This window comes from Geodermatophilus sp. SYSU D01180 (genome assembly GCF_054050415.1).
On the sequence record NZ_JBJGZH010000011.1, the window covers coordinates 117601 to 130569 of the forward strand.

10 protein-coding genes are annotated in these 12969 nt (G+C 73.8%); 5 read left to right on the plus strand and 5 right to left on the minus strand.

The annotated features are described in order from the left end of the window. Positions 1–302: 302 nt before the first annotated feature. Together ACI8AA_RS12510 and ACI8AA_RS12515 are read left to right on the plus strand one after the other, a co-directional pair. Entirely contained in the window at positions 303–728 is a 426-nt protein-coding gene (locus ACI8AA_RS12510; protein WP_457044729.1) for a hypothetical protein, read from the plus strand. Between the two features lie 188 nt (positions 729–916). Further along, positions 917–1744, plus strand: a complete 828-nt coding sequence (locus ACI8AA_RS12515) for a class I SAM-dependent methyltransferase (protein ID WP_457044730.1) — start codon at positions 917–919, stop codon at positions 1742–1744. Here the strand turns inward: ACI8AA_RS12515 and ACI8AA_RS12520 are convergent. From ACI8AA_RS12520 to ACI8AA_RS12530, 3 genes are read right to left on the minus strand one after another with little or no spacing between them, the layout of a single operon-like run. Next, positions 1726–3930: an FUSC family protein gene (locus ACI8AA_RS12520; protein WP_457044731.1), complete on the minus strand. Its 2205-nt coding sequence runs from the start codon at positions 3928–3930 to the stop codon at positions 1726–1728. The two genes, ACI8AA_RS12515 and ACI8AA_RS12520, sit on opposite strands and share 19 nt — an antisense overlap. Then, the gene (locus ACI8AA_RS12525) at positions 3927–4697 is read right to left on the minus strand and encodes an alpha/beta fold hydrolase (RefSeq protein WP_457044732.1); all 771 of its coding nucleotides are present in this window, start codon (positions 4695–4697) and stop codon (positions 3927–3929) included. Before ACI8AA_RS12525 ends, ACI8AA_RS12520 begins: the two co-directional genes overlap by 4 nt. A 12-nt stretch (positions 4698–4709) precedes the next feature. Next, positions 4710–6626, minus strand: a complete 1917-nt coding sequence (locus tag ACI8AA_RS12530) for an acyl-CoA dehydrogenase family protein (protein WP_457044733.1) — start codon at positions 6624–6626, stop codon at positions 4710–4712. Between the two features lie 45 nt (positions 6627–6671). On the opposite strand from ACI8AA_RS12530, the gene ACI8AA_RS12535 reads away from it, so the two are divergent. Further along, a complete protein-coding gene (locus ACI8AA_RS12535) occupies positions 6672–7016 on the plus strand; it encodes an alpha/beta hydrolase fold domain-containing protein (RefSeq protein ID WP_457044734.1) in 345 nt (114 codons plus the stop codon). 213 nt (positions 7017–7229) lie between these two features. Here the strand turns inward: ACI8AA_RS12535 and ACI8AA_RS12540 are convergent, their stop codons facing one another. Next, positions 7230–8249, minus strand: a complete 1020-nt coding sequence (locus tag ACI8AA_RS12540) for a radical SAM protein (RefSeq protein WP_457044735.1) — start codon at positions 8247–8249, stop codon at positions 7230–7232. A gap of 90 nt (positions 8250–8339) precedes the next feature. Further along, the gene (locus tag ACI8AA_RS12545; protein ID WP_457044736.1) at positions 8340–11576 is read right to left on the minus strand and encodes an ATP-binding protein; all 3237 of its coding nucleotides are present in this window, start codon (positions 11574–11576) and stop codon (positions 8340–8342) included. A 142-nt stretch (positions 11577–11718) separates the two neighbouring features. Here ACI8AA_RS12545 and ACI8AA_RS12550 point away from each other — a divergent pair, with 142 nt between their 5' ends. Both ACI8AA_RS12550 and ACI8AA_RS12555 read left to right on the plus strand, forming a co-directional pair. Next, complete coding sequence (locus tag ACI8AA_RS12550; protein ID WP_457044737.1) at positions 11719–11982, plus strand: hypothetical protein; 264 nt, start codon at positions 11719–11721, stop codon at positions 11980–11982. A gap of 59 nt (positions 11983–12041) precedes the next feature. Then, a complete protein-coding gene (locus tag ACI8AA_RS12555; RefSeq protein WP_457044738.1) occupies positions 12042–12701 on the plus strand; it encodes an iron-containing redox enzyme family protein in 660 nt (219 codons plus the stop codon). The last annotated feature ends 268 nt before the right edge of the window (positions 12702–12969 follow it).

Sequence of the window (12969 nt, forward strand, 5' to 3'; positions counted from 1 at the left end):
CCGCTGGCGGAGCCGCTCGCCGCCCGGGGCGTCGAGGTCCTCGGGGGCAGCAGCGACCCGTCCACCGTCGCCCTCGACGGCGTGCGGCCGACCGCCTTCTCGTGGGACGACCCCGCCGGCTGGCCGGCGGCCACCGCCGGTGCTGACGCGGTCCACGTGGTCCGCCCGGACCGGGCGGACGCCCCCGGCCTGCTGGGCGCGCTGATGGAGGCGATCCCACCCGGCGCGCGCGTCGTGCTGCTGTCCAAGAGGCCGCCGACCGGGTCGGCCCGGACGGGTGGGCGGCCGGCGGCGAGCGCGCGGTGCGCGGCGGCGGGCACAGCTGGACGGTGCTGCGGCCGAGCTGGTTCATGCAGGTCCTCACCGCCCAGCGGTCCTACCGCGACGCGGTCGCCGGGGGCGGCCTCCCCTTCCCCGGCGCCGGCGCGGAGGTCGCGTGGATCGACGCCCGCGACGTCGCCGCGGTGACCGCGCACGCCCTGCTCGAGCCGGGGCACGACGGCGCGGTGCACGCGATCACCGGCCCGGAGGCGGTCTCGCTGCCGCGCACCGCCGAGCTGCTCGCCCGCGCCGCGGGGCACCCCGTGACCCACCGTGACCTCCCGGTCGAGGAGGCCCTCGCCGGCACGGAGGGGTTCGAGCGGGAGCTCACCGCCCTGACGTCCGACCGCGTGCGGGCCGGCGTCTTCGCCGCCGTCACCGACACCGTCGAGCGGGTGACCGAGTGACCGGGTGACCGGGCGGCCGGCGCGGTCGCTGGAGGACGTCCTCGCCGACGCCGCACCGCTCCTGCGCCGCGCCGCCTGACCCGGCGGGGAGGCCGGCGCCCCGGGGGACGAAGTGCCCTGGAGCGGCGCGCCCCCGGGGGGCTTGGCTGGTCCCACGGGGGTGCCCGACACACCGGGGAGCCGATCCGATGGTCACCACCCTGCCGGCCCTCACGCCGCTGGAGCAGAGCCTCCTCGTGACACTCCGCTCCCGGGCGGTGGACGCCCGATCGCACCGCCCCGTCCTGGGGGACGTGCTGGCCGACGAGATCCTCCGGGAGCTCGGCCCCGATGTCACCCGGGGGCGGGTCGACGCCAACCTGGTCACCAGTTGCGCGCTGCGCGCCAAGCGCCTCGACGAGATCGCGCTCGACTTCGTGCACCGCCACCCGGACGCCGTCGGGCTCGACCTCGGCGCCGGGCTGGACACCCGGTGGGCGCGGATCACCCCGCCGCCCACCGTGGACTGGTTCGACGTCGACCTGCCCGCCGTCGTCGCCGCCCGGGACGCCGTGGTGCCCGCCCGCGCGCGGACCCGCACGATCGCCGCGGACGTGCGGGACGGGCACTGGCTGGACGCGGTCCCGGCCGGCCGGCCGGCGGTGGTCGTCGCCGACGGCCTGGTGGGGTTCCTCGACCGGGACGAGGTGACCGCCCTGCTCGACCGGCTGACCGGTCACTTCCCCTCCGGGGAGATCGCCTTCAACAGCTACTCCCGCTTCGCCCTTCGGGCGACCCGGCTCGTGCCCGGCACGAGGGCGGTCTCCGGGCTCCTCCGGTTCCCCGGCGTCGACGACCCGCACGAGCTCGAACACTGGGATCCGCGCCTGCACCTGGTCCGGGAGATCCTGCTCAGCCGGGAGCCCGAGGTCGCCCTGTTCCCCCCGCTGCTGCGCCTGTACCACCGGCTCGCGGCGCACAGCACGGCCTGGTCCCGCCGGGGGACGGTCGTCCTGCACTACCGCTTCGAGCGCTGACCCTGCGCCGCCGCGGCCGGGGCGGCGGGCGCGAGGGCGCGGCCGACACCGGCCAGGTCGTCCGCCGTCGTCAGCAGCCAGCCCCAGGCGTCGAGCATCCGCAGCGCGTCGTCCGGGGCCGCGGCGAGCTCCTCGCGGGCGACCGGGTCCACCCGCACGGCCGGACGGGCCGTGGGCACCCGGCCGGCCACGAGGGCGGCCGCCGCCCCCCGGTAGCCGGCGGCGACGTCCGCGGCCGCGGCCCGCACCTGCGCGGTGAGCCGCGGCCAGGGCGGTGCGTCGGCGGCGGGGTACCGGGACCGCAGGGTCCGGGCGTAGTGGTCGAGGCGGTGCACCACGCCGAGCACGGCCAGCCAGTCCACCCGGGCCGCCGGCCGGACCGGCTCGGACCGGTACTGCGCGTAGGTGTGGTCGAGCAGCCCGGACAGCCGGCCGAGCGCGGTCGGGGGCGCCGGCCCCGACCCGGTCAGCTGGCCGACCACGGCCACGACCTCCGCCGCGCCCGCACGCAGGCACTCCGCGGCGGCCCGGGCCAGCTCCCCCCGCCCCCCGCGCGGCCACACCGCGGTGCCGATCAGGATGCCGACCAGCCCGCCGACGAGGACGTCCTCGAAGCGGACCTCGGCGATGCGCCAGTTCGCCGGCCCGACCTGGGCGAACAGCAGGGCGACGACGACGGTGAACCCGGCCTGCCCCGCCGCCACGCCGAAGAGCGGGCCCGCCGCCAGGCACACTCCCATCAGGACCGGCAGCGCCCAGGCGTAGACCGCCGTGTCCCCGCCGACGAGGAACAGCGCCACCCCGCTGACCACGGCGCCGACGGCGGTGCCGGCCACGGCGCGGGCCAGCACCGAGCGGTCGGCGACCGCGCTGGTCCGCATGAGGCTCAGCGTCGCCAGCAGCACCCAGAAGCCGTGCGCGAGGTCGAGGACCCCGGCGACGGTGCGCGCCGCGGCCAGGCCGAGCGCCAGCCGCACCGCGTTCTGCAGGTACACCGAGCGCGGTGTCAGGTGGGTGCGCAGCCGCTGCCACACCAGCCGGCCGGGAGAGGCGGTGAGGAACCAGAGGTCCGCGGGGACCTGGGCCGGATCGGGAACGGGGGCACCGACGGCACCGCGGACGGTCAGCACCAGGCTCCGTGCGGCCTCAGCGACGGCGACGGCGCCCACCCCGGCCCGCAGCGCCGGGGGGTCGACGGCGACCGCCGGCAGCTGCTGCCCGCGCCACGCGCGGAGGTCGGCGAGCGCGGCCTCGAGCGGGCCGGGCGACGGGGGCGGCCCGGCGCCGCGCAGGGCCACCTCCGCCTCGGCCACGGCGTCCCCGACGGCCGCCACCAGGCGGGCGGTCGCCGGGTGCAGCTGCCGCCCGCCGGAGGGCCACGCGTCGGCGAGCGCGCCCAGCCGGCCGGCGACCACCCGGAGCGCCGCCGCGGCCCGCACCAGGCACCGGTCGCGCACACCGGGCCCGAGCGGCCGCTCGGCGACCGGCAGCGCGCTCAGCCGCAGGGCGTCCGCGGCGTCGGCCGCGGCGGCCCGCGGCGCGGACGCCCCTGCCCCGCCGCCGTCCTGCAGCCCGCGGGCGAGCACCCGCGCGTAGGCGGCCACCCGCCCCGCGGCGTCGGCCAGGCGGGCGGCGGGGTCCGCCGGCGCCGGGGGCGGCCACAGGACCCGGTCGGCGACGGCGAGGAGCGCGATGCCCAGCGCGATCCCGAGCAGCCGCTCGCCGAGGGTGCCGGGCGCGTACGGCGGGAAGCACGGCAGCACGTAGAACAGCTGCAGCCCGCTGACCACGCCGGCCACCCGCGGCCCGCCGACGCCGGCGAAGGCGACGAGGAACCCCACGACCAGCATGCCGAGGACCGCCGTCCAGGTGGTGACCGCGAGCAGGGTGCCGAGGGTGACCAGCACGGCGCCGGCCACGAGGCTGCCGGCGTAGACCCGGGTCCGCACCGCCGGGCGTCCCGTGACCTCGGAGAGGCTGCCCAGCGCGACCGCCGCGAACACCCCGTAGACGGCGGCGGTGGGGGCGTCGAGCAGGTACCTGCAGGTGTAGAACGCGGCGCAGGAGGCGACGGTCACCCGCCCGGCCCGCCGGACGGCGGCCAGCGACGGGTCGCGTCGCCGCAGCCGGGCCAGGGCCCGGGCGGCCGCTCCTCCCGCCGGCCGTACGCCGGTTCCCGCGGTCACGTCCCGCCGCGATCCCGGTGCCCGGTGCGCGCCAGCCACTCGGCGAGGAGACCGCGGAGGACCTCCGGCCGCTCGTGGGGCAGGGCGTGCCCGGCGTCGTCGACCACGGCGAGCGTGGCGCGCGGGTGGACGTCCAGCAGGTCGACGGCGGCGGCGTACCCGACCGTGGAGTCCAGCCGCCCGGCGACGACGAGGGTCGGCCCCGGATAGGGCGGCGCACCGTCCGGGGTGAGCTCCCAGCGGGCGCCGATCCGCTCCATCGCCGCCTCGTCGACCAGGGCCGCGGCGGGGGCGACGGTGCGCTCGTACCGCTCGAGCATCTCCGGGGTCTGCACCACGAAGTAGCTCCGGAAGACGTCGTCGCCGATGCCGCCGGGCCCGGCGACGACGCGGTGCTCCGGGACGTCGCGCGCGCCCGGCAGCAGCGGGCAGACCAGCGCGAGGCCCGCGACCTGGGCCGGGCGCCGAGCGGCCATCGCCCGGGCGAGGTAGCCGCCCGCCGAGTGGCCGACGAGCAGGTACCGGTCCCCGCCGGCCACCTGGTCGGCGAGGGCGAGCAGCGTGCCGAGGACGTCGTCGGCGCTGCGCAGGGTCGCGGGAGCGGGCGTCCGGCCCGTGCCGGGGAGGTCGGGGTAGACGCGCCGGAGGCCCGGGACGCCGGCGAGCAGCGGCTCGAAGCACGCCTCGGTCTCGCGGTGGTCGACCTCCGCGCCGTGCAGCACCAGCACGGGCCGCCCGCTCCCGCGCTCGACCCGGTGGACGGCCACCCGGGCAGCCTCCTACGGCGCGGCCGTCGCCGGCACCGGGACCGACGCCCCGGCCGGCGCGGTGTGCGCCGGCATCATCGGGCCGTCGCCGGCGGGGTCGAGCACGTCCTCCTCGAACCACGCGTAGCGGCCGGCGAGCACCCGCTGCGCGGCCGCGTACTGGCGGTCGTCGTCGTTAGCCCACAGCTCGCGGAACAGCCGGTGGGCCCGGCGGCGGGCCTGGCCGCAGAACAGGCCGGCCAGCTCGACCGCCTCCTGCCGCCGCTCGGGGCGCTCGCGCCCCAGGGTGTCGGCGTACACGCAGGCGCAGGCGACGGCGTAGACCTCGGCGCCGATGTCGACGATCCGCCCGAGCAGCCGGCCCTTGCGCTCCAGGCGGCCCTGGTAGCGGCCCATGGCGTAGAAGGTGGAGCGGGCGAGCTTGCGCGCGGAGCGCTCGGCCCAGCGCAGGTGCCCGGCCAGTTCGCCGAACTCGGCGAAGGCGCCGGGACGCCGGCCGGGGCCCGTGGTCAGCGTCGGGAACCACCGGGCGTAGAAGGCACCGGCCTTCCCCGCGGCCCGCGCCTTCTCGGCCAGGCCGGAGTCGCCGAGCAGGCCGCCCGCGACCTGCAGGTGCTGGTCGACGGCCTCGCGGGCGATGAACAGGTGCATGATCTCGGTGGAGCCCTCGAAGATCCGGTTGATGCGCATGTCGCGCAGCATCTGCTCGGCCGGCACCGGCTTCTCGCCGCGCCGGGCGAGGGACTCGGCGGTCTCGAAGCCGCGCCCGCCGCGCACCTGCACCAGCTCGTCGGCGGCGGTCCAGGCGAGCTCCGAGGCGTAGAGCTTGGCGAGGGCGGCCTCGATCCGGATGTCGTTGCGCTTGTCGTCGGCCAGGCGGCTGGACACCTCGAGCACCGCCTCCAGGCCGAACGCCGTGCCCGCCAGCCAGCTGATCTTCTGCGCCACCGGGTCGTGCTCCCCGATCGGCCGTCCCCACTGCCGGCGCTCGGCCGACCACTCGCGCGCGACCTTGAGCGCGTACTTGGCCGTCGACACGCAGATCGCCGGCAGCGACAGCCGGCCGGTGTTCAGCGTGGTGAGCGCGATCCGCAGCCCCTTCCCCTCGCCCCCGACGACGTCGCCCGCGGGGACGAGGACGTCGTCGAAGCGGGTCACCGAGTTCTCGATGCCCCGCAGCCCCATGAACGCGTTGCGGTGCTCGACCGTGACGCCCGGGCGGTCGGTGGGGCAGATGAAGGCGGTGATGCCGCCCCGGTGCCCCTCGGACTCCGGGACGACGGCCAGGACCACGACCACGTCGGCGATGACGCCGTTGGTCGCCCACAGCTTCGTGCCGGTGATCCGGTAGCCGGTGCCGTCGTCGGTCGGGACCGCCGTGGTGCTCATCCGGGCGGGGTCGGAGCCGACGTCGGGCTCGGTGAGCAGGAACGCCGAGAGGTGGTCCCGGGCCAGCCGGGGCAGCCACTCGCGCTTCTGCTCCTCCGAACCGAACAGCCGCAGCGGCTCGGGCAGGCCGATCGACTGGTGCGCCGAGAGCAGCGTCGAGATCGACGAGTGCCAGGTGCCGGCCAGGGCCAGTGCCCGGTTGTAGTGGACCTGGCTCAGCCCCAGGCCCCCGTACTCCTCGGGGATCTTCATCCCGAGGGCGCCGAGGTCCTTCAGCCCCCGGACGACGTCCTCGGGGATCCGGGCGTCCCGCTCGATCTGCCGCGGATCCACGCGCTCGGTGAGGAACACCCGGAGACGCTCCAGGAACACCTCCCCCCTCCCGGCCACGACCGGGTCGGGCTCCGGCTGCGGGTGGACCAGGTCCAGGCGGAGGTTCCCGAGGAACAGCTCCCGGCCGAACGACGGCTTGGTCCACGCGGCCTCACGGCTGGCCTCGGCGACCTGCTTCGACTGCTCGTACGTGGGGTTCGACGCCATGGGGCAGCATCGCGCCTCCCCCCACGACGGGCAACGGTCCCCGGCGTGAGCTCAGCCCGTGGGGCCGGCCGTCATCAGCTCGGCGCCGCCGAGGGGGCGCTCCCCTCCGTCGTCGCGGTGGTCGGCTCGGGAGCCGGGGCCTCCACCGCGTCCTCCCCCTGGGATGTGGTCCACCGGCCCGAGGGCGACCGGCTGTGGACCACGCTCGTGTGCCTCCACGGCGGCAGTCGGCTGATCGGCGACCTCGACGCCCACGACACCACGGCCGGGCACATCTGCCGGGGCAGCGGCGCGGTCGTCGCGGTCGACTACCGCCTGGCTCCCGAGCACCCGTTCCCCTGCTGTCGACGACGTGGTGACGGCGGCCCGCTGGGTCGCCGGCCTCCGTGACGAGCTCGGTGGGGACGGCCGTCCGGCGGTGGCCGGCGACAGCGCGGGCGGGAACTGGTCGAAGCCTCCTGCCGACGGGGTGAACAGCCGTGCGGAGTGACACACCATCCCCCTGTCCCCTCGCCCCTCCGGGTTCCTCCGGGTCAGCGCCCGAGCCGTGGGGGGCTGCTCAGGTCGAGCAAGCTGAGGGGCTCGGACGTCCCGACTGCGCGCTCACACTCGTGGACGTCGGTCGTCGACGGACGACGCGGCGAACGCCGCCAGGGCCTTCAGAGTCCGCCGACCTCGGGCCCCGGCTGCGTCCGCCTGGGCACTCAGTTCCCAGCATGCCTCGCAGATCGACCCGAACGACCGGTCCGGCGGGACGTCCACCCACGGGAGGTCGCTCGTCGCTGCCATGCCGACGGTACGGATGCACTCCAGCAACGGATCATCGCGCAGGGCAGCGACGGCCGCCGCGACCTCGGCTGCGGTCCTGCACGACCGCCGGAGCCGGGCAGGTCCGGCTCCCATCAGGACCGCCTCGTTGCAGCACGCGATGACCGTTCCGTCGTGCCGGATGACGGGCGATCCCAGCAGACCGCACGCACCCCAGTCCGCGAGAGTGCGACGAGGCAAGGACGGCAGAGCTGCGAATGCGGATTTTCCCCGGCCGGTCGACAGGGGCGGCACGAGACTCAACTCCACGTGCCCGGCCTCGGAGGTGCTTCTCAGGTGCTCGACGAGGAGCAGGGCGGGCTCTCGTGACGCCGGGAGATCGACGGTCTGCACGATCAATGAACGCCCCCCACCCATCACCCTCCTCCCCACGCGCCGGAGGGTCGCCGCATTCACGGCCGGCGCATGGAAGGCATCGGTGCTGAGGACCACGGCGGTCGCCAGCTCACAGACCTCGGACGCCCATCCCGGCTCACCCCCGACCGCCCAGACACCACTGGTGTAGAGGACGACCTGCAGGCCGCGCGCCGCGCACTCACGTACCGCATACGAGAGAGCCTGTCTCTCCATAAAGGGCTCCCCGCCGGAGATGCCGACGAGCTCGAGACCCGGGATCGAGAGCACGCCCCCGACCATCTCCCGGAACAGCGCACGATCCTCGATCCGGGGACTGTCGCGTCGCGAGTCGACCGAGCAGTGGGCGCAGCCCACGGGACATCGGTCGGTGAGGAAGAGGAGACACGACTTGCCGGGCTGGTCCCTGATCCTGTCGAGATCGGCCAACGTGAAGACCATCGCGCACACCTCCGAGCACACTGATCCCCGGCTCTCGCGACGCAGACTGCGCCGCGTCCTCGCCACCGCCTCCGGTCGCTCCCTCGCCCGTCACAGACTTCGTTCGGCCAGGTCCTCAGCAATGCGGCGTGCGGTGTGAACGTCCCCCTTGCGTTCGAACACCTGCACGGCGGCTGCCACCGCCTCGGCTGATCCGCTCGGATCGCCGGAGAGCGCCAGGACATCGGCCAGTCCCAACTGCGCCTGCCCCTGGAGCACCAGGGAGTCGGTCGCAGCGGCGAGGTCCAGGGCTTCACGGATCAGGGTCTCCGCGTCGTGGACCTGCCCGCGGCGTGCGCGCTCAGGCGCCGCGACCCGCCGCCAGAGGAGCTGGGACACGATGTCCTCGACCCCGGCCATCTCCCTGCTGCGTTCCACCAGGTCTCGCGCTTCGTCGGAACGGCCCTGCTCGTCCACAGCCTGCGCCAGCAGCGCAGCAGCAGTGGAAGCCCAGGACACCTCCCCCGCTCCGACGAGGGTCTCGTATGCCCAGCGCAGTTCCTGCTCGGCCGCGTGCGGGACCCCGGCGTCCAGTTCGATCGAGCCTGCCATCTGTGCCAACGGTCCAGCTATCCACACCGTGAGCGCGATCTCCTGCAGCAGGCTGCGCGCCTGCTCTATCCACTGCGTCGCCTCGGAGGCCTCCCCGCGCCCCCCTTCGTAGGCGGCCCGCATCAGCATCGTGGTGGCCCGGAGTTTGTGGTCGGTGCTCGCTCGTTCCAGGACCTGCAGCGCGCGTTCCAGTCCCTGCTCGCGCGTGGCCGGCCCAGCCCACATGCTGATCAGGAGCCAGCAGAGCGCATCGACCTCCGTACGGTGGTCGCCCGCGGCGGCGGCATGCTCCGCTGTCTTCTCCCACGAATGCTGCGCGCGAGCGAACTGCCCCTTCATCATGTGCACGAGTCCGAACAGCGACCAACCCCGGGCCAGACCGCCGTCATCCGCCAGGCGCTCGAACGTCGCGAGCGCGTGGTGCGCTTCGCGCTCGGCCTCCTCCGCCCAACTCTCCGGGTTGGTGAACAGGCGGACGTAGAGGTCGAGGATGCTGGCGTGCGCCAATCCCCTCGGATCCCCGGAGACACCCGCCAGATCCCGTGCCTGCACGGTCACGGCGAGCAGGCGCTCGAACTCGCCGACCTCCATCAGCGCTGCGGCCAGCGTCGGCAAGAGTTCGAGGCGCTGCAGGTCATCGCTCGACAGCAAAGCCTCCGCCCGGGACATCAGCGTGACGGCCGCCGGCATGTCCCCGCGGGTGAAGGCGTGCTTCCCCACCGACGTGAGCAGCGTCGCGGCACGTCGGCCCTGCTGCTTCACGCGCACGGTCACCAGACCCAGCTCGTGCCGTGCTCGGTAACTCTGCTCTAGGTGGAAGGCCATCATCTCGTCGCGTTCGGCAGAGGGCCTGTCGGTTCTCCGCCCGATCCATTCCGCCAGCCGCTCGTGCAGGTCCGCGCGGATCTCCTTGGGCATCTCCGCATAGGCGGTGTCCCTGATCAGGATGTGTTGGAACTCGAAGGCGTCCTCGCCCACGAGGTCCGAGTGCCCGGGATGGATCAGCTCCTTGCGGCTGAGTGACTGCAGGGAGCGGGCAACAGAGGCCCGCTGATCGGGTGGGGTGATCTCGACGAGAGCACCCCACCAGAACTGCCTGCCCATCACGGACGCACGCTCGACGACCCGGCGCTCCTCGGGTTCCAGACGATCGAGCCGTGCAGTGATGAGCGCGTGGATGGTCGGCGGGATGGCTGCTCTGGACAGGTCGCCGACCACGGTCCACCGGTCCTCCACGAGCCGCAGCAGGTCGTCGTCGACCAGCATCCGGAGGGTCTCCTCGACGAAGAGCGGATTGCCTTCGGCGAGCTCCTCGATCCGGGACTCGGCCTCCGAAGCCAGCTCGGCGCCCGCGACCAGGTTGTGGATCAGACGGGCGACGCCCGCGACTTGCAGCGGCTGCAGCTTCAGCAGGGTGGCGTTCGTACGCCCCTCCAACCATCCCGGTCGGACGTCCGCGAGTTCGGGACGCGCCAGGCACACGATCAGCACTCGACTGTCCACCAGCCACTCGAGCAGGTACTCCAGCAAGTCCAGCAGCGTCGTCTCGGCCCACTGGACGTCGTCGAACACGAGCACCACGGGTTTCGTGGCCGCCACCTGCTGGACCAGTCGTCGCAACGCCCAGAACGTCTCCTGGATGCTCGTCGGGGTGTCGCCGAGCACGAGCAGACCCTTCGTCCTCTCGGTCACGATCGCCGCGTCCGGAGCGGTGGCCAGGAGTAGGCCCAGCTTGCTGAGTGCGGTCGGCGAGTTGTCGGACACCGAGATGCCGGCGAGCTGCTGCAGGACCTCCACGATCGGGCGGAAGGTGATGCCCTCTCCGTAGGGCAGGCACCGGCCCTGGGCTACGTGCGCGCCGTCGGCGATCTGTGACAGGAACTCGGACACGAGGCGGGACTTCCCGACTCCGGCGCCGCCCATGACCGTCACCGCATGGCACGCCGAGGTCCGCACGACCCGCTCGAGGATCCCGTGGAGCTGACGGAGCTCCCCCTCCCTGGTGACCAGGGGTGAGTCCATCCGGCGGTTCCACCCGCTGATCGACGGGTGCAGCTCGAGGACCCTCCAGGCCCGGACCGGATTCGTCTTGCCCTTGAGGGACAGCGGCCCCACCGCTTCGGTGACGACTGCGTCGCGCACCAGGCGGAAGGTGGCGTCCGCGATGAGGATCTCCCCCGGCTCCGCCGCTTGCTCCAGCCGTGCGGCGACGTTGACCGCGTCACCGACGACCAGCGCCGGGTTGCCCGGGACGCTGGAACCGAGCACCTCGCCCGTGTTGAGCCCCGTGCGCGTCTGGAGCGTCACCCCCAGGCTGTTCTTCAGCTCTGCGTTGATGTGATCGAGAGCGGCACGCATCTCCACCGCCGCACGCACCGCCCGGAGAGCGTCGTCCTCGTGGGCCACCGGGAGGCCGAAGACCGCCATCACCGCATCGCCGATGTACTTTTCGATCGTCGCTGCGTGACGCTGCAGGACCCTCTTGAGTTCGGTGAAGTAGAGACTCATGACCCGGCGCAGCGACTCGGGGTCCAGCTGCTCGCCGATCACGGTCGAACCCGTCATGTCCGTGAAGAGGATCGTGACGATCTTCCGGACCTCGGCGGAGTCCTGCGGAGGCGGCCGGAGGGCAGCTCCGCAGATGGGGCACGAGCCATCGGCTTCGCTGCTCGGGGTGCCGCACCCGGGACAGACACGCACGTCACTCACCGGGTCGTGTCCGCCGGCCCGGAGCATCGGAGCGCCTCAGCACCCCAGGCGTGCCTGAGCACCCGAGAGATTATGCGCCGACCGGCGCGACGCGGGAACGGGTTTCCTTGACACACCAAGCCGGGCAGGCGCTACTGGACGAGGCCGGGACGAGGGCTGGGGAGGGGACATGACCCAACCACCGGGAGATGATGCGGAACTCGACCAGGCGCTCGATCGCCTCGCCGAACTGGTCCTGTCCGAGGAGGGCTTCGCCGAGCGTTTCGTGGACCGGCCGCAGGAGACCGTGGGCCAATACGGTCTCGCCGTCATACCGGACGAAGCGTTGACCCCACTCTCCAACGTGACTGCCCAGGAGCTCCGGATGCTCGCAGGGATACACCAGAGACAGCGCCCCGTCGTCGTTCGCACGAAGTACGGGTTCTTCTTCTGAACGAGCGGAGACCGAAGGCCCCAGCACGACTTCGTCCGTGGTGGTCGGGCAGTTGCCTCGTGCGCCTGAAGATCGACCTCGCCATGCCCGCACTGCGTGCTGCAGCCGACCGGTTCCTCGACCACCCGCACCCTGACGTCGCCTACCGCGAGTACCTGGTCACGTCCCACGCCGTCGCACGGGCCAGCCTCCCGCTGATGGAGGCGGCCCTGGCCGAAGCGCAGCGAACGGCTCACGACGATCCCGTCTGCGCACGGCTCCTGGACTATCTGCCTCGGCACATCCTGGAGGAGACCGATCACGACTCGTGGATCCTCGAGGACCTAGACCTGCTGGAGGTGGACCGCAGGAGCGTGACCGCCCGTCCTCCGTCGCACCGGGTCGCTGCGATGGTCGGCGCCCAGTACTACTGGATCCACCACTTCCACCCCGCGGCTCTCCTGGGCTACATGGCCGTTCTCGAAGGGGTCCCTCCTTCCCCGGTCGACGTAGATGACCTGATCCATCGCACGGGGTTCCACCCGAAGGCCTTCAGGACCCTCATGGAGCACGCGGTCGCCGACGAGCGCCACGGCGAGGAGGTGTTCGCCCTCATCGACGAGATGGAGCTCAACGCCGGTCTGTCGAGGCTCGTCGGCATGAGCGCGATGCACACCGTCGAAGCCATGGCTGCCGCGATCGACGAGGTCTTCGACCGGTCCGTCGCCCTGCCCCGCTGAGTTCGCCCGCGCCTCCGCACCGCCGTGCCGCGAACTGCTACTCGGTGCCGGACCTCGTGCTCGGGGTCCGCGGGCCCCTGCGGCTCGTCGGCCGAGGGCATCCCGGGGACGTCCAGTCCACCGGCGCGGTGCCCCTGATCCCTGATGGGCTGGTCGTCCGAGCCGGGCCCGGCGTGCACGTGCTCGCGCCCTGACCACGCACCACCGAGACCTGGAGCGCGCGTCCCCTGCGACTTGAGCGGGGTAACTGGCGGTCCTGGCGGAGGGC

Coding starts and splice junctions, on each gene's coding strand:
- ACI8AA_RS12515 (WP_457044730.1), top strand. CDS start 917: ATGGTCACCACCCTGCCGGCCCTCACGCCGCTGGAGCAGAGCCTCCTC.
- ACI8AA_RS12530 (WP_457044733.1), bottom strand. CDS start 6,626: ATGGCGTCGAACCCCACGTACGAGCAGTCGAAGCAGGTCGCCGAGGCC.
- ACI8AA_RS12540 (WP_457044735.1), bottom strand. CDS start 8,249: ATGGTCTTCACGTTGGCCGATCTCGACAGGATCAGGGACCAGCCCGGC.
- ACI8AA_RS12545 (WP_457044736.1), bottom strand. CDS start 11,576: ATGCTCCGGGCCGGCGGACACGACCCGGTGAGTGACGTGCGTGTCTGT.
- ACI8AA_RS12550 (WP_457044737.1), top strand. CDS start 11,719: ATGACCCAACCACCGGGAGATGATGCGGAACTCGACCAGGCGCTCGAT.